The sequence below is a fragment of the Sphaerochaeta sp. PS genome, from assembly GCF_032144095.1.
Classification (GTDB): Bacteria; Spirochaetota; Spirochaetia; order Sphaerochaetales; family Sphaerochaetaceae; genus Sphaerochaeta.
The window spans coordinates 25196-46754 of record NZ_JAVSNJ010000015.1; the positions used below are offsets into that span (position 1 = coordinate 25196).

The 21559-nt window shown below is 53.5% G+C and carries 17 protein-coding genes; 5 read left to right on the forward strand and 12 right to left on the reverse strand.

Annotated elements, in window-relative coordinates; translation table 11 throughout:
• Window positions 1-91: 91 nt before the first annotated feature.
• From ROJ03_RS11075 to ROJ03_RS11090, 4 genes are all read left to right on the forward strand, one after another.
• Window positions 92-583: a TRAP transporter small permease gene (locus ROJ03_RS11075; protein ID WP_313727120.1), complete on the forward strand. Its 492-nt coding sequence runs from the start codon at window positions 92-94 to the stop codon at window positions 581-583.
• Window positions 580-1875: a TRAP transporter large permease gene (locus tag ROJ03_RS11080; RefSeq protein WP_313727121.1), complete on the forward strand. Its 1296-nt coding sequence runs from the start codon at window positions 580-582 to the stop codon at window positions 1873-1875. The genes ROJ03_RS11075 and ROJ03_RS11080 overlap by 4 nt, the downstream gene beginning before the upstream one ends.
• A gap of 118 nt (window positions 1876-1993) precedes the next feature.
• The gene (locus tag ROJ03_RS11085) at window positions 1994-3163 is read left to right on the forward strand and encodes an iron-containing alcohol dehydrogenase (protein ID WP_313727122.1); all 1170 of its coding nucleotides are present in this window, start codon (window positions 1994-1996) and stop codon (window positions 3161-3163) included.
• Between the two features lie 19 nt (window positions 3164-3182).
• Complete coding sequence (locus ROJ03_RS11090) at window positions 3183-3554, forward strand: pyridoxamine 5'-phosphate oxidase family protein (protein ID WP_313727123.1); 372 nt, start codon at window positions 3183-3185, stop codon at window positions 3552-3554.
• Between the two features lie 44 nt (window positions 3555-3598).
• Here ROJ03_RS11090 and ROJ03_RS11095 read toward each other — a convergent pair whose 3' ends face one another.
• Window positions 3599-5053: a nitronate monooxygenase gene (locus ROJ03_RS11095; protein ID WP_313727124.1), complete on the reverse strand. Its 1455-nt coding sequence runs from the start codon at window positions 5051-5053 to the stop codon at window positions 3599-3601.
• A 294-nt stretch (window positions 5054-5347) separates the two neighbouring features.
• Complete coding sequence (locus tag ROJ03_RS11100; RefSeq protein ID WP_313727125.1) at window positions 5348-6616, reverse strand: amidohydrolase family protein; 1269 nt, start codon at window positions 6614-6616, stop codon at window positions 5348-5350.
• Window positions 6617-6850: 234 nt separating this feature from the next.
• Here ROJ03_RS11100 and ROJ03_RS11105 point away from each other — a divergent pair, with 234 nt between their 5' ends.
• Window positions 6851-8065: an ATP-binding protein gene (locus tag ROJ03_RS11105; RefSeq protein WP_313727126.1), complete on the forward strand. Its 1215-nt coding sequence runs from the start codon at window positions 6851-6853 to the stop codon at window positions 8063-8065.
• Between the two features lie 240 nt (window positions 8066-8305).
• On the opposite strand, the gene xdh is transcribed toward ROJ03_RS11105, so the two are convergent.
• The 10 genes from xdh to ROJ03_RS11155 form a co-directional block, all read right to left on the reverse strand.
• On the reverse strand, window positions 8306-10873 hold the full coding sequence (gene xdh, locus ROJ03_RS11110) for a selenium-dependent xanthine dehydrogenase (RefSeq protein WP_313727127.1): 2568 nt from the start codon (window positions 10871-10873) through the stop codon (window positions 8306-8308).
• A 289-nt stretch (window positions 10874-11162) separates the two neighbouring features.
• Window positions 11163-12107 (reverse strand): ABC transporter permease, encoded by a 945-nt coding sequence (locus ROJ03_RS11115; RefSeq protein WP_313727128.1) that lies wholly within the window; start codon window positions 12105-12107, stop codon window positions 11163-11165.
• Window positions 12104-13210: an ABC transporter permease gene (locus ROJ03_RS11120; protein ID WP_313727129.1), complete on the reverse strand. Its 1107-nt coding sequence runs from the start codon at window positions 13208-13210 to the stop codon at window positions 12104-12106. Before ROJ03_RS11120 ends, ROJ03_RS11115 begins: the two co-directional genes overlap by 4 nt.
• The gene (locus ROJ03_RS11125) at window positions 13194-14732 is read right to left on the reverse strand and encodes an ABC transporter ATP-binding protein (protein ID WP_313727130.1); all 1539 of its coding nucleotides are present in this window, start codon (window positions 14730-14732) and stop codon (window positions 13194-13196) included. The genes ROJ03_RS11120 and ROJ03_RS11125 overlap by 17 nt, the downstream gene beginning before the upstream one ends.
• Before the next feature lie 79 nt (window positions 14733-14811).
• Window positions 14812-15846: a BMP family protein gene (locus ROJ03_RS11130; RefSeq protein ID WP_313727131.1), complete on the reverse strand. Its 1035-nt coding sequence runs from the start codon at window positions 15844-15846 to the stop codon at window positions 14812-14814.
• Between the two features lie 239 nt (window positions 15847-16085).
• On the reverse strand, window positions 16086-16982 hold the full coding sequence (locus tag ROJ03_RS11135; RefSeq protein WP_313727132.1) for a PfkB family carbohydrate kinase: 897 nt from the start codon (window positions 16980-16982) through the stop codon (window positions 16086-16088).
• Entirely contained in the window at window positions 16979-17461 is a 483-nt protein-coding gene (locus tag ROJ03_RS11140; protein WP_313727133.1) for a dCMP deaminase family protein, read from the reverse strand. The genes ROJ03_RS11135 and ROJ03_RS11140 overlap by 4 nt, the downstream gene beginning before the upstream one ends.
• Window positions 17448-18386, reverse strand: coding sequence for an alpha/beta fold hydrolase (locus ROJ03_RS11145; RefSeq protein ID WP_313727134.1), 939 nt, complete (start codon window positions 18384-18386; stop codon window positions 17448-17450). Before ROJ03_RS11145 ends, ROJ03_RS11140 begins: the two co-directional genes overlap by 14 nt.
• Before the next feature lie 136 nt (window positions 18387-18522).
• Window positions 18523-19716 (reverse strand): sodium ion-translocating decarboxylase subunit beta, encoded by a 1194-nt coding sequence (locus tag ROJ03_RS11150; protein WP_313727135.1) that lies wholly within the window; start codon window positions 19714-19716, stop codon window positions 18523-18525.
• 13 nt (window positions 19717-19729) lie between these two features.
• The gene (locus ROJ03_RS11155; RefSeq protein WP_313727136.1) at window positions 19730-21556 is read right to left on the reverse strand and encodes a biotin/lipoyl-containing protein; all 1827 of its coding nucleotides are present in this window, start codon (window positions 21554-21556) and stop codon (window positions 19730-19732) included.
• Window positions 21557-21559 lie beyond the last annotated feature (3 nt).

Genomic DNA, 21559 nt, shown 5'->3' on the forward strand with positions numbered 1-21559 from the left:
AGTGTAGCCAACCCGTTCGGATCTACATGGTGTGGGGTTTCTTTGAGACCCCGCGCCATTCTCATGTATTCTACCTTATGTGGAGGTTCCCATGGAGCAACTGAAGAAATTACTTGACTCCTTTTTTGTGTGGGTTCTCAAGCTGGCCATGGTGTTGCTGGTTGCGATGGTTGTCCTCGTATTCCTCAACGTCGTACTGCGCTACGGATTCAGTTCCGGTGTGTATTGGTCAGAGGAGATCTCTCTCGTCATCGTCATCTGGTTCACATTCATCTCCATGGCCCTGGGAGTCAAGGAGAGTCTTCACATCAATGTCGACATCTTGCCGAAGAAGCTGCCCAAGGCCTTTTTCACGACCCTTGAATGCCTGAGGGATGCCCTCATAGTCCTCATTGGTGGCATCATGGTCTTCTATGGCTGGAAGCTCACCCTCAACGGTGCCAAGTCCTTCCTGCCTGCCACCCATATCCCCAATTCCATCAACTACCTGGTCCTGCCGGTCTCAGGGGTCTTCATCATCCTCTATGCCTCCATCCATCTGTACGAGGACATACTGAAATTCAAGGGAGGAAACGCCAAATGAATGCAGGCATGGGTTCCTTTATCCTTATAGGCTCGTTTGTCTTCTTGTTGGTGATGAAGTTCCCCATCACCTTCTCGTTGTTCCTCTCCTCCATCTTCGCTGCCATGTTCCTGCACATCCCGTTGATGTCGATCGTGCAGCGCCTGGTCAGTGGGGTCAACTCCTTCTCGCTCCTGGCCATCCCGTTCTTCATCCTCTCCGGTGAGATCATGAGCCAGGGCGGCATCTCCCGCAGGCTGGTCGGCTTTGCCAACGCCCTAGTCGGGCGTGTTCGAGGCGGCCTAGCCCAGGTGAACATCCTTGCCTCCATGTTCTTCGGCGGCATCTCCGGCTCCGCAGTTGCAGACGTCTCCTCCATCGGCGCGATGCTCATCCCCATGATGGTCGAGGACGGCTATGACGCCGACTTTTCCGTGGCCGTCACGGTCACCAGTGCCTGCGAGGGTATCCTCATCCCTCCCAGCCACAACATGATCATCTTCGCCATGGCAGCAGGTGGCGGTGTCTCCGTAGGCAAGCTCTTCCTCGGTGGCCTCATCCCCGGCATCGGCCTAGGCCTCTTGCTGATGATCCCCACAGCCATCATCGCCTACAAGCGCAACTACCCCAAGCAGGCAGGATTCGGCTGGAGAAAGACCCTCAAGCTTGCGCGTGATGCCTTCTTCGGGCTCTTCACCATCCTCATCATCATGGGTGGTGTCATCTCGGGCGTCTTCACCGCAACCGAGTCTGCGGCTGTCGCCGTTGTCTACTCGTTCATCATCACCTTCTTCGTCTACCGCGAGATACCGGTGAAGCAGATGGGATCGATCCTGCGCAACTCCCTGAAGACCCTTGCCATGGTCATGAGCCTCATCGCCGCGGCCAGCTCCTTCGGCTACCTGATGGCCTTCCTGCGCATCCCGCAGGCGGTTACCAGCGGCCTGCTGTCCATCACCGACAACAAGATCCTGTTGGTCCTTCTGATCAATGTCATGCTGTTGGCCCTTGGATGCATCATGGATATGGCACCGCTGATCATCATCACCACCCCGATCCTCTTCCCTGTCATGGTTGGCTACCTGGGCATGGACCCGATCCAGTTCGGCATCATGCTGATCCTGAACCTGGCGATCGGGCTCACCACCCCACCGGTAGGGTCGGCCCTCTTTGTCGGCTGTTCCATCGGCAAGATCTCCATCGAGAAGGCGACGAAGGCTGTCCTTCCGTTCTGGGTCATGATGCTGGTGACCTTGATGCTGGTATCCTTCTGGTCCCCGATGACGATGTTCCTCCCTTCCTTCATGGGCTAAGGAAAACAGGTCACTCTCTCTACCAAAGGGCTGCTTCTTACAAAGAGGCAGCCCTTATTCCTTGCATCTGCCTAGGCTTGAATATATACTTACATGAGAATACTTTGAAGGAGTCCCTATGCAATTTACCTATCATATCCCTACAAGGATAGTATTTGGAAAAGGTTCCCTTGGACGTTTACACACTGAAAAGTTACCGGGCAAACGCGCCCTCATTGTCATATCTTCCGGAAAATCCACCAGGGCCAACGGCTACCTAGCGCAGCTGGAAACCGAGCTTGAACAAGCTGGGGTTAGCTCAGTTGTCTTTGACAAAATCCTGCCCAACCCGGTCAGGGGCCATGTAATGGAGGGCGCCCTGCTTTGCAGGAGGGAGCGGTGTGACTTTGTCATAGGTCTTGGAGGTGGCAGTACCATCGACTCGGCCAAGGGCATCGCTATCATGGCGACCAATGAGGGAGACCTTTGGGATTATATTGGTGGAGGAAGCGGAGAAGGCAAACCCATACCTGTCTGGCCTCTTCCCATTGTTGCCATCACCACCACCGCAGGTACTGGAACCGAAGCGGACCCCTGGCTGGTCATAACAAAAGAGGAGACCAACGAGAAGATAGGGATGGGCTATGAAGGAACATTCCCTGTCCTAAGCATTGTCGACCCCCTGCTTACTGTCAGCATCCCTGCATCCCTTACTGCCTACCAGGGCTTTGATGCCCTGTTCCATAGCACCGAGGGGTATATCAACAAGATTGCGAATACGCTCAGCGACCTCTACAGCCTTGAGGCCATACGGCTCATTGCAAAGAGCCTGGCCCATGCGGTCAAGGATGGGGCCAACCTGCAGGCTCGTGAGGATGTCTCCCTGGCCAATACCCTTGCCGGTATGGTGGAGTCGACCTCGGGTTGCATCTCTGAGCACTCGCTGGAACATGCCTTGAGTGCCTATTATCCCGCTCTTCCCCACGGCGCTGGCCTGATCATGATAAGCATTGCGTACTATACCCATCTTGCCCATGCCCATGCCTGTGACGAGAGGATGGTGGCCATGGCAAAGGCGATGGGAAACCAGGATGCCACGAGGGCAATGGATTTTGTGCATGCCCTCCATGACTTGCAAAAGGCGTGTGGAGTGGACAAGCTGAAGATGTCGGACTATGGGATCCAGAAGGAAGACCTGCCCAAGATGGTAGAGAATGCACGACAGAATATGGCAGGGCTCTTTGAGGTCGACCCAGTGGTACTCAGCGATGAGGATTGTCTGGCCATCTACAAGAATTCCTACCGATAGATCGAACAGTAGATATGAGATGCTGAATGAAGAGTTGCTGAAAGCCTGGGAGCAACGGGATGGGGCCATTGTGCTTACTACCGTTGACAATGGAGGGATGCCAAACAGCATCTATGTCACCTGTATCGGTCTCAGCGACGACAAGCGCATTGTCATCGCCGACAACTACTTTTCGAAGACCAAGCAGAATATTGCGCTCGGGGGCAAGGCTGCGGTCCTCTTCATTACCAAGGAGGGTACGTCCTATCAGGTAAAAGGGGATGTGGAGTACCATAGCTCCGGGCCGATTTTTACCTGGATGAAAGGTTGGAACCCAACCAAGCATCCTGGCCATGGGGCTTTTGTACTCAATGCCACAGAGGCATATAGCGGCAAGAATAGGCTGATGTAGAGAGAAGGGGAGGAGTATTTCTCTCCTCCCTCATCACTCTCTGTTCAGATAGCCTGTGGTAGCAACAGGTACCATGAAGCCATGACCTTCTCCACCATGCGAAGCTGCAACTTCCTGGCAGATCCATATGCTTTCTCATACTTGTTCCTGAGTTCAGTAAGGGAGGCAAGGGCAGAAGGGGTTATCAAGGCCTGTTCATACGCCTTACCCAACTCAATGGCCTGGCCTTGCAAGGTCTTGTACCTCTCTGCAAGGGTTTGCACGCTTGCAACCAGGTGTTCCAGCTTGGGAGTGACCTTCTGTCTCTCCGCCACCCAATATCCGGTCGAAAGCTCCGAGACCAGGGCGGCGACAGGGACGATCTTGTCAACCCTGTAGGCATTGGTCCCGGCAAATACGAATCCACCCTGCAGGACCCCTCTTCGGGCATTGTTCAGGGCGATGGAGATGCAGTAGTTCGCATCCTGTGCCTTGCATGTGGCAAGACACTTCCATGCACAGGTAAAGGCTGGGCGGATGCCTGCCTCACTGTCGGTTATGAACTTGTTGCGGATGGCACGCCCTGGCATCCCGACAGGGCTCTTGATGATGCCGATATCCTCTTGCTTGCAGGCTACATAGGCCTCCTTGAAACGGATGTCCGCATCACACTCGTCGGTTGCGACGAAACGAGTGGCCATCTGGACACCCTGGGCTCCCAGGTGGAGCACCTTGTAGATGTCCTCCCCCGTATAGACGCCGCCACCTGCGATGAGGGGGATGTCACGAAAGAACTCCTTGCCAAAGGGGATGAGGACCTCTGCAATTCCAGGTACGATGGCTTCCAGCTGATAGGCTGGGTCTTCCAGCTGCTCTTCGGTGAACCCGAGGTGTCCACCTGCCTTGGGTCCTTCGAATACCACGGCATCGGGGACGTCGTTGTAGATCTTCTTCCACATCTTGAAGATCATCTCCGTAGCACGGGCAGAGCTTACGATCGGGGCGATCTTTACCCCATTCTTCCTGATCTTCTCTACAGGAAGGCCCTTGATGGGAAGCCCTGCTCCCATGAAGACGATGTCGACCTTCTCCTCGATGGCTACATCGAGCAGCTGGTGAAAGTCATTGACGGCAACCATGATGTTGACCCCAATGATACCTTTGGTCATCTCCCTGGCCTTGCGGATCTCCCGGCGGAAGGCCCGGAGGTTGGCTTCGCTGCCATCCTGGTAGTAGTCCTTCTCCAGAAGCCCGATGCCGTTGGCTGCGATGACTCCAATGCCTCCTGCCTCTGCAACTGTTGAAGCAAGACCGGACAGGGAGATTCCTACACCCATTCCCCCTTGTACGATCGGGGTAGTGGCAACAAGGTTGCCGATCCTCAAGGGCGGCCAGCTTGGCTTGATCTGCTTCAGCTCTCCCAGAAATGACTGGATGGACTTGAAGGGAAGGGTTTTCGTAATATCGTCAGTAACCTTTTTCAGGGTTCCCAACAGTTGTTCAAAGTGAGTTGTATTCATGTACTGTTCCTCATGAGTGAAAGGAGTGAGATAGTTTGAATTTAATTTAACACAATTACAAATAATGTAATAGTGTTGAATACATGAGTTTCTTCTCCAACCTCCACCCATGGGCTACCTATTCTGCCTGAGAGTGGAGGCCAAAAGAAACTTGTACCAGAATTTTGGGACGTGAGGGAGGATTATGCCCTATGAGATACCGTTTTTCCTACTGTTTTACTTTGGGTAGACAAAAAGGACCGGTCCTCCTTGGTAGGAAAACCGGTCGTATCAGGAAACTAGAGGCACTGAGCCTCAGCGCTCTGCCTGAGGGAAGAGCCTGTTTACCAGTTCGGCATAGGAGTTGAGTATTTCCTGCTCATCGATGGTCACGAACAGCTTGTTCCTCAATACCCACTTGCCTCCGATCATGACGTGGGTAATCATCTCGGCTCTGGCGAAGGTGAGCAGGTTGTGTGTTGCGTTGGAGAAATCAAGGGTGTCTATCAGAGGGGAGACGGCATCATAGGCGTTGAGGAAGAGCAGGTCGGCCCCACTGCCCACCTCGATGGTTCCCTGATACCCTGTCTCACCGGCGAATACTTCTGCATTGCGTGTAGCCATGTCAACGACGGTGCGGGCATCATACAGGTTTGGTTTCATCCCCTGCTTCAGCTCCCCATAGGTGGCCCTCATGGTTTCCCAGAAGTCATGGCTGAGATAGTCGGTTCCCAGGGTGATATTGATCTGCTGCTGGAGCATCGACCCGATGTTCATGTTCCCTGCTCCGCTATGGGTGTTGGAGATAGGGCAGTGCACGACGTTGGCCTTGTATTGTGCAAGGAGCTTGATGTCCTCCTCACTTGCTTCGATGCAGTGGAAGAGGATGGATTTCTTGTTGAGCATATGCTTCTTTGCAAGCAGCTCAATGGTAGACATCCCAAATTTCTTCTCGATCTGCGCCCTTCTCCATGAGGTTTCCAGACAGTGGGTCATCAGGAAGGGACGCTCCTGCAAACAGAGTTGCCGTACCTCCTCCAGTATCTCAGGAGTAAGGTCCTCCTCTTCCGGGAGGTGGATGCCATGGCTTATGGTCGCAGTGGGTGCTGGATTGGTTGGGTACTCCTCATAGAAGTCGACCAGGGCCTTCAGCCCTATCTGTTGGGCACACTCCTGAAGGATTGCTGAGGAGTTGTCAGCCTGTCCAGTCTCCACGATGAAGGCGATTCCCTGGCGTATGTGCTGCATGTATGCATAGAGCACAAGGGTCTTGAATTCAGGTTTTCCCACTGCGTTGTCTATGTACTTGATAAGTTTCTGCTGCAGCCTGCCTTGTGCTGAATCATCGTACCAGGAGGCTAGGGGCATATCGCGGAACAATCCCCTCAAAAGGGTGTCTGGGGTGTGGACATGGCAGTCCGCGAGGGCAGGGGCTACGATGAAGGAAGAGCAATCGATGATGCGTTCCTTATCCTCCGGTTCCAGGGTTTCCTGGATCTGGCTGATGACAGAGCCTGACACCCTGATATCTTGGGTGTAAAGACGGTGGTCTGGTCCTAGATAGGTAGCATTCTTGAGTATCATATCCATAGCATATCATGGTTTGTGGCTAAACCCAATGGGCAAATCGGCTGTAGGGCTTACTTGGTCGATGTGGTATGTAGGGAAGGTTGGTTTGGCAGGGGCCATAGTCAGATTTTGAAAGTTTTCCGTCTATAGGATAAAAAAGAATGTTATTTACTATTTTATTCGTCCATAGTCGAAAAACTTTTACAAATAGTGATTTATCCAGTACACTATGTTCCAATGAGGTGATTCATGCTGGAGAAAAGAGATGTGTATTTGTTTCAGCTTATCAAGTTCAAAGATAAGCCCTTGATCAAGGTGCTATCAGGGATGCGTCGATGTGGGAAATCATCTCTGCTTATTCTCTTTGAATCGTACCTGCTTGCGAATGCAGTAGCTCCGGACCACATTATTAGGATGAATTTTGAATCTTTGGAGTATGATGACCTTACATCGTACAAGCAATTATATGCATATCTCCAAAAGAAAATCGCAAAGGACAAAGGGACGTACTATCTGCTTCTTGATGAGATACAGCAGGTTGAATCATGGGAGCGGGTGGTAAACTCACTCCAAGTTGATTATCCCGTGGATATGTATCTGACAGGGTCGAATGCGTATCTGCTATCGTCAGAACTCTCGACCCTACTGGCAGGTAGGTATGTAGAGATTCCCATGCAACCACTCTCATTCAAGGAGTATCTTGATTTTGTTGGCCATGAAGGGTCAGTTTCCCTCTCTGATCGTTTTACCGACTATTTGACATACGGGGGCCTTCCCACAGTAATTCAGCTGATGGATCAAAAGGAAACCATCAACGCCTTTCTTTCAGGGGTCGTCAATACTGTGATCCTCAAGGATGTTGTGCAGCGCAATCAAGTTCGCGACCCTGCTCTTTTGGAGAGCCTGCTCAAGTATATTGCAGCAAATATAGGAAACATTGTATCAACAAAAAAGATAGCGGATTATCTGAACTCCAGCGGAAGAAAAACCACCAGTGATACCATCGACAACTATCTGGGCATGCTGGAGAGTGCATACATTATTCATCGTGCAAACCGGTATGATCTCAAGGGAAAACTATTTCTGAAGACTTTCGAAAAGTACTATATTGCCGATTTGGGTATCCGTAACCAGCTTGTCGGCTCGAGGAATACCGATTATGGCCAGATTCTTGAAAATATAGTTTTCATGGAGCTCAAACACAGGCAGTACACTGTCAGTATTGGAAAAGTGGGCACCCTTGAAGTTGATTTTATCGCCATTCGCCCTGGTAGGAAAATCTACATACAAGTATCAGCAACGATTTTAGACGATACGACAAGAGAACGGGAGTTGCGGCCGCTTCTTGCAATCGAAGACCAATATGACAAGATGATACTCACCATGGATTACACTTTTTCCAAGGACTTTGAAGGTATCAAGGTTGTCAATATCTTGGATTTTTTGCTTGATGACGAGACATAGTTCCTAGGGTTGTATGACAATGTCCAAAGGATTTCTGGTTTTGTCTGTATGAATCCTGAAACCGTACCCAAGAGGCAGAAAGTTTTCCGTCTATAGACGGAAAAAACTAAAATTCTATAGTTTATTCGTCCATAGTCGAAAAACTTTTGAGGAGTTGCAGCAAGCCTGTTTCGAAAACTGGGGTTAAATGAACAGGAGGTCACAGGTTGGCCTCCTTGGATATCCTTTTCTTCTTTCTGGCTAGCCTTTCTTTGGCTTCTTGTAGGCAGTGTCTGCCAGGGGTAGGGATGTCCTGAACTTCCCATCCAGACGGTAGTAGGCATTCTGGCAGGCTGGGGCTGTAGGGATGGTGCAAAGCTCTCCCACTCCCTTCACCCCATATGCCAGGGAGTTCTTCTTGGGTCCCTGGACCAGTTTTACCTCTATGTCGGGCACATCGGTCGACCTGAGCAGGCCCAGGGTCCCATACTTTACCTTCAACTGCCCATCCTCGATGGGGAAGTCCTCAGTGAGCCCAAAGCCCAATCCCATGACGACCCCGCCTTCGATCTGGCCGGTGAGGGCCTGGTGGTTTACCACCTGCCCTACATCACAGGCTGCCACGACCCTCTCCAGCTTTCCTTTTTCATCGAGTATGACGACCTGGGCAGAGTAGCTATAGGCAACATGGCTTACAGGGTTCTGCTTCTTTGAGTGGATGGGGTCTGTCACACTGGTGTATTCACCAAAGAATTCCTGGCCTTCAAGTTCGTTGAGGGTGGCACCCTTGAGCGCCTCCTTGAGCTTGAGTGCGGCCCGGCGTACAGCTTCTCCGGTAAAGACAGTCTGCCTGGAGGCCGTGCTGGTCCCTGAGTCTGGGGTGCGCCTTGTATCGGGGTCCTCGACGACAACATCATTCGAGTTGAGCGAGCAGGTCTGGCCAAGCATCTGGATACAGACAGTGGCAACCCCCTGGCCCATGCAGGCTGCACTGGTACGGATGTGTACCTTCCCCCCTTCGACCGAGAGTATGCATCGCCCGGTATCGGGGACACCGACACCGACTCCGCTATTCTTGAAGGCACAGCCGATACCGGCGTAGGGGGAGGAGTAGAAGGCATCCTTGACCGCCTCAAGGCATTCGATGATGCCGGTATCATCCTGAGCTATCTGGCCATTGGGCATGATGTCCCCCGGCTTGAGGGCGTTGAGCATCCTGAACTGCCAGTAGTCCATTCCCAGCTCATCGGCCAAAAGATTCATGTTTGACTCTACGGCGAAGCAGCTCTGGGTCACCCCAAAGCCCCTGAAGGCTCCTGCTGGCACAAGGTTGGTGTAGATAGCCTTTCCCAGTACCTCGAAGTTCTGGAAGTTGTAGGGACCGGATGCATGGGTGCAGGCCCTCTGCAGGACAGGCCCTCCCAGCGAGGCGTAGGCCCCGGTATTTGCAAGGATGACAGCCTTCATGGCTGTGATGCGTCCATGTTCGTCGCAGGCTGTTATGAGATCGATATCCATCGGGTGACGCTTGGGGTGAACAGCCAGGCTCTCCTGGCGGCTGAGCTTGACCTTGACCGGCCGCTTGAGCAGCCATGCGAGCAAGGCAGCATGGTGCTGGACGCTCATGTCTTCCTTTCCCCCGAATCCACCGCCTACCAGCATGCTGTGGCAGTGGACCTTTTCAGGAGGAAGCTTGAGCATGCGGCAGATCTCATGCTGTTCGTCATAGATCGACTGGCCCGAGGTGTGGACAAGTACCCCGTCCTCCCCCTCCGGAAGGGCCACCGCACACTCAGGTTCCATGAAGGCATGTTCAGTATAGGGGGTGGAGTAGCTTCGCCTGATGACATGCTTGCTCTCCTTGATCGCCCTGTCTGCGTCCCCGCGGACGATGTGCTCGATGGAGAGGATGTTGCCGTTTGCATGGATGGATGGGGCATCGGCCTTGAGGGCCTCCTCCATGGTAAGGACTGGCTTGAGCACCTCATAGGATACCTCTACCAGCTCTGCTATCTCATCGAGGGTCTCGCTCTTTTGGGAAACGACCAGGCAGAGGGAGTCGCCGGTATACCGGGTGATTCCCCCGATGGGGATGAGCACATCCCAGTCCTGGCTCAGATGCCCGATGATATTTTCCGGCACCTCCTCGCTGGTCACTATCCTGACAAAGTCAGGGTGCGCCTCGGCCTTGGAGGAATCGATACCCAGCACACGGGCCCTGGGAAAGGCTGACCGTACGGCCTTGGCATAGAGCATGCCTTCAAGGCGGATGTCATCGGCATAGAGGCCCTGCCCCAATGCTTTTGGAATGGCGTCGACCCGGCGGTAACGCTTGTCCAGGGCGGGTTCCTCGGTTTCGTTGGGGACTGGCTTGCCTTCCCTCAAGAATTCGGCAGCCTTGAGGATTGCCTCCTCGATTTTCTTGTATCCGGTACAGCGGCAGATATTCCCTTTGATCGCAACCCTGACCATCTCCAGGGTAGGGTTGGGTTCGACATCTATCAGGCTTTTTGCACTTATGATCATGCCTGGGGTGCAGTAGCCACACTGCACAGCACCAGCTTCGGCGAAGCAGTAGGAGTATACCTCCTGTTCCCGCTCGCTCAACCCCTCGATGGTGGTGATGGACTTGCCTTCCAGCTTGGAGAGGCTGAAGGTACAGGCCTTGGTCTTCTTGCCATCGATGAGGACGGTACAGGTACCGCATACACCCTCACTGCAACCATCCTTGGTTCCCGTAAGGTTCAGGTCCTCCCGAAGGAAGCGAAGCAATTTCTTGTCCTCGCCCTGGTAGGTGATCGATTTTCCGTTTACTTTGAATGCATACACAGCTTTGCTCTCCATGGTATCTGGGGCGGGAATGTATCCGGCCCCAACGTTTTCAGCTCGGTTGGAAAGGAACATGTTGTAGCCGCTTAGCCTCGGCATCCTGGTCGAATGCGTCGGTCTGTGATGCTATACTTCGTCAGTCTCTCTGTAATAGTGCAGTTCGTCAAGCTGTTGTTGCATAGATAGTTAATCTGTTGCAATCCTCGTTGCGGACTGTCTGGTGAGTATCGTACCCAAGGGAAAAAACAGGAAATTGCAACACAATCCCCTGTTTTTGGCCCTTGGTTGTCTACGTCCGTTTTTCCCGGTTGAAGGGCTGGCCCAGGGCTGTGGGTCCCAGCAGTTGGCTTTCACGGCTGAATGCCAGGACAACAATGACCATCACATAGGGCAGCATTACTGCAAACTCATAGGGGAAGTTTATCCCCTGCCCCTGGATCGCAAGCTGCAAGGCCTGGGCAAAGCTGAAGAGCAGTGCCCCTCCCATGATCTTCACAGGATTCCAGTGGCCGAAGTAGACCAGGGCAACGGCGATGAAGCCACGGCCTGCGATGATCCCGTCACTGAACATCTTTGCCTGACAGAGGCTGAGGTAGGCACCGGCCAAACCGGCCAGGGCACCTCCGACGGCAAGGGCCTGGAAGCGAACCTTGTTTACCTGGATCCCAATCGAGTCGGCCGCCCTAGGGTTGGTTCCTACGGCGCGTACCTTCAGGCCCCAGGGGGTCTTGAACAGGATGTACCAGGCAACAGGGACAAACAGGAAGGCCAGATAGACCAGGACGTTGTGTGAGAAGAAAATAGGTCCCAGGATGGGAATCTTGGAGAGCAGGGGGATATTGAAGCTGTCGATGCCAGGGACTGACTGGGTTCCTCCGATGAAGTGGCGAAAGAGGGTTCCGGCCGTGCCGACGCCGAACATCTGTAGCCCGATGCCCGCGATGCCCTGGGGGGCACGGAAGGAGACAACCACAAAACCGAAGAGCAGCCCAAAGAGGGCTCCCACTATCATGGCGACGGCCAGGCCTACAAAGTTGTAGATTCCCGGGGTGGGGCCACCATGGCCGACACTGTAGGGGATGAGCATGCCCAGGAAAGCTCCCATGGCCATGATGCCTTCACAACCAAGGTTGAAGATACCCGCCCTCTGGTTGAACATCTCCCCAAGGGAAGCTATCAGGAGGGCTACTGAGAAAGGAATGGCCAATGAAAGGATATTTTCTATGAAGTTCATGCTTCCACCTCCTTGGGAGGGTTGGTCAGTTTCTGATATCTACGCCAGACCTTCTCCATGAGATAGGGGTCTGCCAGAACCATCTTGGTGGAGACGATAACCAGGATGATGATGCCCTGCAACACGTTGACCATGTTTGCAGGAACCCCTACCAACCTCTGGGTCATGTCAGCGCCGACGATCAGGAGTCCGAAGAAGAAGGCGGCGGGGATGATGCCAGCGGGGTGTAGGCCACCGAAGAGGGCCACGACGATTCCACTAAAGCCATAGCCTCCGGTAATGCCCTCGATCGCACGCCTATGGACACCAGCAATCTCTATGGCACCAGCCATGCCTGCAAAGGCTCCGCTGATGGCCATGGCGATGACCAGATACCAGGTCACGCTGATGCCGCCGTAGCGTGCCGCACGGGCACTTGCCCCGGCTGCACGCATCTTCATGCCTGTGGATGTCTTCCAGAGCAGGAGGTAGATGATGATGGCCAGGAAAATGGCAAAGAAGATACCTGTATGCAGTCGGGTCCCCGGGATGAACCGGTCAAGCCAGATGTTCTTGGTCAGGCGCATGGACTGCGGGGTCCCGCTCCCTCCCAGTGTCGATTCAGCAGGGTCGAGCATCGGCCCGCGCAAGAAGAAGGTGTAGAACTGGGCTGCAATGTAGTTGAGCATGACTGTGGAAAGCAGTTCGCTTACCTGCAGCTTCGCCTTCAGGATCCCCGGGATGAAGCCCCAGAAGGCTCCGCACAGGGCCCCGGAGAGCACAGCCATAGGAAGGAGTACCGGCTTGGGAAGGGTTGGGAAGAGCAGGGCAATGGCTGTCGTGCCCAAAATGCCCATCGCCATCTGGCCCTCAGCACCGATGTTGATGATTCCGCTGCGATAGGCTACGGAAATACCCAGGGCGATGATGGTAAGCGGTATCGCCCTGATAAGGACCTCTGTGATCTGAAGCGATGTCTTCAGAGGCTCGAAGAGGATTACCATATAGGTCTTGGCTACATCCGCTCCGATGGTCCATAGGATGATTGCCCCAAGCAACATTGCTGCCATGATGGCCAGAATGATGATGGAGACCTTGTAGAGTATCTTAAATTTCTTGGTCATCTTTCACTCCTGCCATAAGGATGCCAAGGCTTCTCCTGGTTGCATCCTTGCGGTCCAATATCTTTTGGATTTGGCCCTTGAAGATAACTGCTATCCGGTCGGAGAGGTCGAGGATCTCATCCAGCTCCTCACTAACAAGCAGTATTCCTATCCCTTCCTTACGCTTCTCCAGCAGCTGCCTGTGGATGAACTCCGCAGCCCCAAGGTCGAGACCCCTGATAGGGTAGACGGCGATGAGGAATTTGGGTTTTCTGGAGATTTCCCGGGCAAGGATGACCTTCTGGATATTCCCCCCGGAGAGGGACCCTGCCGCGACAGCTATGTTGGGACTACGGATATCAAACTTTACCCTGAGGTCCGTGGCATTGGTCTCTATCTCCTTGTTCCTGAGGAAGGTGTGTTTGGAGAACTCGGGGTGGGAGGCATCCTTGAGGATCAGGTTCTCCTTGATGGAGAACGAAGGGACGATCCCTTCGGTGTTCCTCTCCTCGGGAATGTAGCCCATGCCCGCCTCGATGACATGGTGGGGGCTCTTGTTTGCAAGGTCCTCACCATAGAAGAGGATCTCCCCGCCCTCTACCTTTCTTAGGCCGTTTATCGCTTCAGCAAGTTCCCTCTGCCCATTTCCAGACACTCCTGCAAGACCCACGATCTCACCGGATCGGATCGAAAGGTTGAGGTTGTTCAGGGCAAGGAACCCGCGGTCGCTCTTGACATGCAGGTTCTTGATGTTCAGTGCAATTGCCCCTTCGCAAGGGGGTTCGTCGTTATGTGGCAGCTCTACCTCATGACCTGTCATGAGGGCTGCTATGTCGCTGGGGGAGTGGTCTGTGGTGTTGCCTTGGAATACCACTGAGCCATGGCGTAGGATGGTGATGGTGTTGGAGAGGTCCTTCACTTCCTGCAGCTTGTGGCTGATGAAGATGATGGAGAGCTCACTCGTCATACGCTTGAGCAGGACGATCAGCTCATCGGTCTCCTGTGGGGTAAGGGCACTGGTAGGCTCGTCAAGGATGAGGAATTTGGCACCAAGGCAGAGCGTCTTGACCAGTTCCACCCTCTGTTGCTCTCCTACCGAGAGCTGCCAGATGAAGGCGTCGGGATCGACAAAGAGGCCATACTTCTTCGATATCTCTTCAATTCGTTCGCGGACTTTGCCCAGGTCCAGCTTGAAAGGGGACCAGGCCTGTTTGTACCCGAGGGCAATGTTTTCCAGAACCGTCATGTTTGGAACCAACATGTACTGTTGGTGAACCATCCCAAGCCCCGCAGCAAATGCATCGTTGGGGGAGCGGAACCTGACCTCTTCGCCATTGATGAGGATACGTCCTTCATCCGGCTGGTAGAGTCCCATGAGGATGTTCATCAGGGTGGTCTTTCCAGCACCGTTCTCTCCAACCAGGGCAAGGATCTCACCTTCCCCGATGGATAGGGAGATGTCGTCGCTGGCCAATACCCCGGGAAAGCGTTTGGTGATGTGTTCCACTCGTAGGCTTGTTATCTTCTTTGTTGTGACTTCCATGGGGGAATCCTCCAGATACCGTAAAAAAAAACTGAGCCATACACGGCAATGCCGTGCATGACCCATCTGTTACTGACTCTTAGAGCTTGGAATAGTCAACACTGGTGTAGTTGACCATGTTTGGCTTTGCCGTGAAGGAAGCAATGGCCTCAGCGACCTTTGCCTTGATGGCGCCATCATACATTTTTGCAAGGGCGGGATTGAACTCAAAGATGAATCCACCATTGTTGAAGTTCATGGGAAGACACATGCCACCCTTGATGCCGGCGTCGTGTTTCTCGACCAGGCCAACAACGACTGATGCATAGTTGTAGGAAGAGGCTGCAAGTACCTTGTACCCTTCTGGGATGTCGATCTGTGCAGTATCCTGACCTACCCACCAGATGTCCATGTCACGATGGTCGGCGACGGCGCGAAGGGCACCGAGAGCCTGCTGTGAGGAACCGGTAAGGATGTCAGCACCACTCTTGATCTGGGACTGGGCAATCTCGCCAGCCTTGATGAAGTCGCTGAAGGAGCCGGAGTGGGCGACCATGACCTTTGCACTGGGGTTTACAGCCTTGACGCCGAGGACGTATCCACGGTTGTAGCGGGCAGCATCACCAGCATCAACAGGTCCAACCAGACCTACGATGTTCTTCTTGGTAGCCATACCGGCGATAAGGCCGGAGAGGTAGCCGGTCTCTTCACTTTCGGGCATGTAGGTGAATACGTTGGCAGGTCCGATCTCAGAGCTGGTTCCGAAGGCAAACGTTACGTTTGGATACTCTTCAGCCATCTCAAGGATCAGGTTCTTGTACTGTGCACCATGGGCGATGACGATGTCGTAGCCCTGGGCCACATACTGGCGAGCTGCGGAACCTGCATCGACGGGGCTCATCTTCTCACTATAGGTGTAGTCGATTCGGCCGGGAAGAAGCCCCTGGGCTTCAATGATACCGTCGTGCATGGCCTGGCACCAGCCCTTGTCGTCGATGGTATTTTCGATGATCAGCGCAATCTTCACCACATTTGCATCTTTCTTTGCAGCGGGTGCGGCCTCTGTTTTTCCAGCTGCAAATAGAGCGGAACTAACGAGAACGAGACAGAGCATCATTGTCAGCAATTTTCTCATAATACATCTCCTCATGATTAACAACCCTCTTTTTGGGGGCCATGTTGCTATCAGTATAGGGGGATAAAGTTGAGCCTGTCAAAGTAATTCAATCGGATTTTGATAAAACTTTATCCATCATATTGCGTTATATATGATTTTACTAGGAGGAATTTGAGAAGATTAGAGATTTATTGTTGCATATTTAGGGAATACCAAAATATGAAATTACTATTGCACCAATGAAAAAGGGTATTTTTCTAGACAAGGCTCCCAGGGTGTATGGTTTTTGCCTGAATTGTTGCATGGTTTGTTGCGACGATTGCAGCTTGTTGCAAAGAGAGGCCCTGTAGGAGGGAGAGGGTGAGGGAGGCGCTGAGGGTATCCCCACATCCAATGGAATTTACCACCTCTACCGGCTCGATAGGCACTGTTGCATGACAGGTGTCGTACACCAAGGTTTCATGCTTGCCGCGGGAGATCACACTCATGGTGCCATACACTTCTTTCAGTTCCTTCATCTTTGCCTGTACCAGGTTGATCAGGTCCCTGTTCTGTTCGTTTTCCAGGACCTCCTTCTGGAAGAACGTCTGCACAAACTCACTGAAATTGGGTTTGATGAGATCTGGGCGATGGACAAGCGATGATCGGAGGTCCTCTCCCTTGATGTCCAGCAGGACAAACTTCCCCGCCTCTTTTGCCTCTTTGACAAAGTCGCTGTAGAGATTCTTGCTGTATCCAGGGGCCCTGGTGCCGCAGATGACCACTGCCTCTGCCCTTGGCAGTGCCTGGGTAAAGAGGGCCCGTATGGCCTGTTCGCAGTCACCTTTGACAGCCTCAGGCTCTTCGACCAATTCCGTGCAGACACTGTTGCAGATGATGGTTGTACAGGTACGTATCTCGCTTTGGCTGTCCGTATAGAGAATCTCCACCGAATCCTTGGAGGAGAGGGTGAGCATCTCATCCATCCTGGGCCCTCCAAGGTGGGTCAGCAGGGCTGCCGTACCCCCGAGTTGGGTGATGATCCTGGCGGTATTCATCCCCTTGCCGGAGGCATCGAGGTAGTGGGTCTTGCACCTGTTGACCTCCCCATCCTTGAAGGAGTCGAAGAGCATGGTCTTCTGGAATGTAGGGTTAAGGCAGACTGTCAGTATCATAGGTGCACCTCAATGGTTGTGTGCACGGCCTTGAGCTGGCGGTAGGTAACCCCTGTCTGGTCAAACATCTTTTTTGAAGCCTTGGTGTTGTCAGCCTCGGCATACTTGTCGGAGAGGTAGACCACCTCCTTAATACCTGACTGGATGATGGCCTTGGCGCACTCATTGCAGGGAAAGAGCCCTACATAGAGGGAGCAGCCCTTCAGTGAGTTGCTGATGGAGTTGAGGATCGCATTCAGTTCGGCATGGCAGACGTAGGGGTATTTTGTATCGAGCCAGTTGCCCTCCCTGTCCCAGGGGATCTCATCGTCGCTTACCCCGATGGGAAAGCCATTGTATCCGACCCCTACAATCTTATGCTCGGGGTTGACGATGCAGGCCCCTACCTGTGTGTTGGGGTCCTTGCTCCGTAGGGAAGAGAGGACGGCAACGCCCATGAAGTATTCGTCCCAGCTGATGTAATCCTCACGTTTGCCCATTCTGTCTCTCCTTGTCGTCTAGAAATTCTATGATGGTGTCGGTCAGGCTCTGCTGTATGGAGCGGTAGAGCAGCAGGGCATGCCTCTTGTGCTTGAACTTGCCCATGGTGGTTTCAAGCTTCCTGAAATCCCTGCTGCCGTTTTCCCTCTGGATGATACCCAGGTTCTTGAAGGGAACGGTCCCATCATTGACATCCTGGATGGCAAAGAGGGGGCAGGTGATTGAGCCAAGGTTTTTGCGCACCTCCTTCATGGCATGCACGAGGCTCATGCCTGCACGGACAAACAGTCCGCCATATCCTACCCACTCTTCGTTTCCGTCATCGCTGGTGGGATTCCCGTCCACAACCTTGGCCCCGATGGAGGGTGTGAAGAGGGCAACTGTGCGCATGATGTAGAAGCGCCTATCGGTGATTACCTTGTCACGGAGGCTGTTGTAGACGACCGGGGCTGCTATGGTAACTATCTTGTCCGGCTCCAATGGGGTATTGCAGTATTTCTCCCCAAGCTTGAGGGTTAGGAGCCCACCCATGCTGGTTCCCAGCACATGGAGGGTAGGGTAGGTGGTTCGTAGCTTCTCATAGTAGGTGCATAGGTAGTTGAACCACTGGGTGAAGGTGGTGTCTGCAAACTCTGCAGGGTCAGAACCGAAGGTGGGGATGAGGGGGGCATAGACGTCCCAGCCTGCATCAAAGAAGCGCTTTGCGCTGTAGGCATAGAGCGCCGGCGTCGAGGGAAACCCATGGATGAGGATGATCGCCTTGCGGTTACCCTCTTTTGTCAGAAGGATGCTTTTGGCCTTTTCGCTGAAGACCTTGGTCTCATCAGGGACAAGGGGGGTGAGGTTTTTATCCCTATAGCCGATGAGTGTTGCATTCCAAAGGAGGAAAAGGATGACGATGGTGTCAATGATGATAGTCAACATATCCCTACTATATAGGAGGGAGCTTCAGTTGGAAAGAGGGAATATCGATAGGGAAACCGAAGAGGAGGGAAGAAAAGAGCAAGGGCCCGCTTGGAAGCGGACCCTTGGATAGATTGAGATTGTCTTGGGCTGAGGTCTACAGGGCTGCCATGAAGGGCACAACTGCGAGCAGGACGCCTGCAGCTACCGCACTTCCGATTACTCCAGCCACGTTCGGGCCCATGGCATGCATGAGCAGGAAGTTCTGGGGATCGGACTCCTGGCCAACCTTGCTGGAGACACGGGCGGCCATCGGGACAGCGGAGACACCGGCACTTCCGATCAGAGGGTTGACGGGGTGCTTGGGGTCTATCTTGTTCATCAGCTTTGCAATAAGGACACCGGCACCGGTACCGATGGAGAAAGCTACCATTCCAAGAACCAGGATACCAAGGGTATTCAGGTTAAGGAAGTGTGCTGCTTCCATCTTCGAACCGACAGAGAGTCCGAGGAAGATCGTTACGATATTCATCAGGGCATTCTGCATGGTGTCGGAGAGCCTGTTCACCACTCCACACTCCTTGGCCAGGTTGCCGAACATCAGAGAACCGATGAGCGGTGTGGCGGAAGGAAGCAGGATGGCACAGGTGGACAGTACGACAAGTGGGAAGAGGATCTTCTCAAGCTTGCTTACCGGTCTGAGCTGCTGCATCTTGATCATCCGCTCTTCCTTGGTGGTCAGAAGGCGCATGATGGGGGGCTGGATGATGGGTACCAGGGCCATGTAGCTGTATGCTGCCACGGCGATGGGGCCCAGCAAGTCAGGGGCAAGCCTGCTGGTGACGTAGATGGCCGTAGGGCCGTCTGCACCTCCGATGATGCCGATGGAGGCAGCATCGAATAGGCTGAAGTTGATCCCAGGGATGAAGCTGAGGGCAAGTGCACCAAGAAGGGCAACAAAGATGCCAAACTGTGCAGCGGCTCCCAGCAACAGGGTCTTGGGGTTGGCAATGAGCGGGCCGAAGTCCGTCATCGCACCGACACCCATGAATATCAGAATCGGGAAGAGGCCCGAAGCGATACCCATGTCAAACAACAGCTTGATGAATCCGATGTCGCCGGTTGCCGGGTCCATCCCAGCAATATAGCCCATCGGAATGTTTGAAAGGATACAACCAAACCCAATCGGGATCAGCAAGAGGGGCTCGAAGCCCTTCTTGATGGCCAGATAGAGTAGGACAAACCCGATGACGATCATAACGAGGTTGCCCACGCCGAATCCATCAGAAAATCCTAGAAATCCGAACAGCCCGGTGGACTGCCAGAGTCGAGTTAACGCGGAACCAATCATGTCTGAGTCTCCTTTAGGCGATTACGATAAGATCGTCATCGCTCTGCATCTGCTGGCCTTGGCTCACACAGATCTTGGTCACGGTGCCTTCACGGGGTGCGAAGATCTCATTCTCCATTTTCATTGCTTCCATGATCAGTACACACTGGTTCTTGGCTACCTTCTGGCCAACCTTGACCTCAACACGCAGGATCAGGCCCGGCATTGGAGCTTTGACGGTTAGTTCTTCACCGGTAGGTGCAGAGGCAGCAACGACAGTAGGCTCAGCTGCAGCCTGGGCAGCTTCGATCGCTTTCTGGTTGATGCCGTTTGCAACTTCGAGAGGGTACTCCACGCCGTTGACGGATGCCTTGGTCTTGTTCAGCTTGACGCCATAGGCCTTGCCATTGACCGTTACGGTATACTCACCACTCTTCTTTGCAGCTTCTGCCTCATGGTCAACCTTGCGGATGCCATTGGGCTGTGCCTTGCCGGTAAGGTAGAGGATACCCTTCTCCTTGCAGGAAGCGGCGATGAAGATATTCTCGTCGGTGATGGGAAGGCTTGCCTTCTCGAGCATCGCCTTTGCAGCCTTGACACCCTTGGTCGGGTCGGCATCGTTGATGTCGACTACCTTCTTGGTGGTGGGCTCAAGCCCCATCTGCTCTGCGGCGATCTTCACCACCTCGGCATCGGGGGCGATGGGGGTCTTGCCAAAATAGCCGAGGACCATCTTGCCGTATCCCTCTGCGATCTTCTTCCAAGGCCCGAACATGACGTTGTTGAAAGCTTGCTGGAAGTAGAACTGGGAGACGGGGGTAACGGAGGTTCCGAAACCACCCTTGGCAACAGTTTCGCCCATGGCCTCAACAATTGCAGGATACTTGTCCATCATGTTGTTGTCACGAAGCATCTGGGTGTTGGCGGTAAGTGCACCACCGGGGAGGGGGAAGAAGACAATTTCAGGGTTTACGGTCATTGCTTCGGGTGGGATGATGTAGTCCTTCATGCAGTCCTGGAATACAGCCTCTGCCTCACGGACCTTCTTGATGTCGATTCCGAGGTCGTAGTCGGTCCCGCGAAGGGCATGCCACATGGTGATGATGTCGGGCTGACAGGTTCCGCCGGAAGCGGGGACCATGGAGAGGTCGACCTGGTTGGCACCGGCCTCAAGGGCACACATGTACTGCTGGATTGAGACACCGGCGGTATCATGGCTGTGGAAAACGATGTTCATGTCGGATCCGAGCAGCTTGCGTGCGCGCTTGATGGTCTCATAGACGAAAGCTGGCTTGGAGGTTCCTGATGCGTCCTTGAAACAGACGGATTCGAACTTGATGCCGGCATTGAGGATCTGCTTGAGCACGCCCTCGTAGAAGTCAGGGTCATGGGCGCCTTCGGTCTTTGGGGGAAGGCTCATCATGGTGACTGTCACTTCGTGCCTGAGCCCTGCATCGTTGATGGCCTTGCCACTGTCGATGAGGTTGTTCACATCATTGAGAGCATCGAAGTTACGGATGGTGGAGATTCCATGCTTCTTGAAAAGGTCTGCATGGAGCTTGATGATGTCCCTAGGCTGGGAGTCAAGACCAACGACGTTGACACCTCTGGAGAGGGTCTGGAGGTCTGCATCTGGGCCCGCTACCTTGCGGAATTCATCCATCATGGCGAATGCGTCTTCGTTGGTGTAGAAGTAGAGCGACTGGAAACGGGCTCCGCCGCCAGCTTCAAAATGGTTGATGCCGGCTTCACGGGCAGCTGCTACTGCTGGCATGAAATCCTTAGTGAATACACGGGCACCATATACTGACTGGAATCCGTCGCGAAAAGCGGTGCACATGAATTTGACTTGCTTTTTCATTTG

Coding starts and splice junctions, on each gene's coding strand:
- ROJ03_RS11140 (WP_313727133.1), bottom strand. CDS start 17,461: ATGGGCAAACGTGAGGATTACATCAGCTGGGACGAATACTTCATGGGC.
- ROJ03_RS11115 (WP_313727128.1), bottom strand. CDS start 12,107: ATGAACTTCATAGAAAATATCCTTTCATTGGCCATTCCTTTCTCAGTA.
- ROJ03_RS11105 (WP_313727126.1), top strand. CDS start 6,851: ATGCTGGAGAAAAGAGATGTGTATTTGTTTCAGCTTATCAAGTTCAAA.
- ROJ03_RS11125 (WP_313727130.1), bottom strand. CDS start 14,732: ATGGAAGTCACAACAAAGAAGATAACAAGCCTACGAGTGGAACACATC.
- ROJ03_RS11130 (WP_313727131.1), bottom strand. CDS start 15,846: ATGAGAAAATTGCTGACAATGATGCTCTGTCTCGTTCTCGTTAGTTCC.
- ROJ03_RS11120 (WP_313727129.1), bottom strand. CDS start 13,210: ATGACCAAGAAATTTAAGATACTCTACAAGGTCTCCATCATCATTCTG.
- ROJ03_RS11135 (WP_313727132.1), bottom strand. CDS start 16,982: ATGATACTGACAGTCTGCCTTAACCCTACATTCCAGAAGACCATGCTC.
- ROJ03_RS11100 (WP_313727125.1), bottom strand. CDS start 6,616: ATGATACTCAAGAATGCTACCTATCTAGGACCAGACCACCGTCTTTAC.
- ROJ03_RS11085 (WP_313727122.1), top strand. CDS start 1,994: ATGCAATTTACCTATCATATCCCTACAAGGATAGTATTTGGAAAAGGT.
- ROJ03_RS11145 (WP_313727134.1), bottom strand. CDS start 18,386: ATGTTGACTATCATCATTGACACCATCGTCATCCTTTTCCTCCTTTGG.
- ROJ03_RS11155 (WP_313727136.1), bottom strand. CDS start 21,556: ATGAAAAAGCAAGTCAAATTCATGTGCACCGCTTTTCGCGACGGATTC.
- ROJ03_RS11080 (WP_313727121.1), top strand. CDS start 580: ATGAATGCAGGCATGGGTTCCTTTATCCTTATAGGCTCGTTTGTCTTC.
- ROJ03_RS11095 (WP_313727124.1), bottom strand. CDS start 5,053: ATGAATACAACTCACTTTGAACAACTGTTGGGAACCCTGAAAAAGGTT.
- ROJ03_RS11090 (WP_313727123.1), top strand. CDS start 3,183: ATGCTGAATGAAGAGTTGCTGAAAGCCTGGGAGCAACGGGATGGGGCC.
- ROJ03_RS11150 (WP_313727135.1), bottom strand. CDS start 19,716: ATGATTGGTTCCGCGTTAACTCGACTCTGGCAGTCCACCGGGCTGTTC.
- ROJ03_RS11075 (WP_313727120.1), top strand. CDS start 92: ATGGAGCAACTGAAGAAATTACTTGACTCCTTTTTTGTGTGGGTTCTC.